1 protein-coding gene is annotated in these 1,046 nt (G+C 51.3%); it reads right to left on the bottom strand.

What is annotated here, in order from left to right; all coding sequences use genetic code 11:
- A partial coding sequence (locus V6D20_07475; protein ID HEY9815623.1) for a PAS domain S-box protein occupies positions 1–985 on the bottom strand: 985 nt, incomplete at its 3' end.
- Positions 986–1,046: the final 61 nt, after the last annotated feature.

Genomic DNA, 1,046 nt, shown 5'->3' with positions numbered 1-1,046 from the left:
CTAGAAATTCCTCCGTGGTGGCATAGCCGTAGAGCTGCACCAAGGCTAAATTGGCTGCTAAATATCGCCCATCGGTCGTCGTTTGAAAAATGCCGTCAATGGCGTTTTCAAAAATGCTGCGATAGTTCAGCTCCGCCTGCTTCAGCGCCTGCTCAATTTTCTTGCGCTGGGTAATATCTTCAATCACCGACAAAATGCAGGGATTGCCGTTGACCGGAATGATATCAGCAGAGACGATACCGGTAATAATTTGCCCCGATTTGGTGACAAACTCATGTTCCTGCCCCCGTACCACGCCTTGTTCTTGCAGCAGTTGACGAAATTGCTCGCGGGAGTCCAAGTTATTCCAGTTATTAAATTCTAGGGTGGTGCGTCCGACAACTTCATCCCGCTCATAGCCAAAGGTTTCCAAAAAACGATTGTTGACTTCAATGTAGCGGCGATCGCTAAGGTCAGTGATGGACAAAATGACCGGGCTAGCGCGAAAGGCAATGGAGAACTTAGCTTCCGACTGCCGCAGGGTTTCTTCAAGCTGGGCCTGCTCATGCAAAATTTGGGCATGGGTATGGGTTTGCTCAGCCAGGGCCTGGGTGCGCTGTTCAATTTGCTGAACAATATGTTGGTTGACCTGGGCTAACTGAGCGTGGTGTTGCTGCTGTTGGATTTCAAGCGCATACTGCCGTAGAGCTTGGTGTAGGGCAAGGCGCAAACTAGGGCGGTGTATAGGCTTGAGCAACAAACGATGGCTGGGCGATCGCTGAAAAAGAGCGTCTGCTGAATCGCAGGGTTCCACCAGGCTAATGCCCACGGTTTGCGGAGACTGGCTCTGCAGCACCTCCCAGAAGCGATCGCCCCAGTCTGGCTCAATGCAGTCCATGAGGGCGATCGGGATAGCCTGCTCCGTTTGCACGAAATCTAGAGCTAACTGCCAATTAGCAAAGATGCGCACTTCCAGACGGGCATGGTTCAGGATGTCATCATCCAAGATCTCACAGATGCTTGATAGTTCTTGCTCAAGCAGGACAGCAAGATGACTCTGGGAACTA

The sequence above is a fragment of the Candidatus Obscuribacterales bacterium genome (assembly GCA_036703605.1).
Taxonomy (GTDB): domain Bacteria; phylum Cyanobacteriota; class Cyanobacteriia; order RECH01; family RECH01; genus RECH01.
Note: the sequence above shows the minus strand (reverse complement) of the source record. Positions and strands in the feature narration are given on the sequence as shown.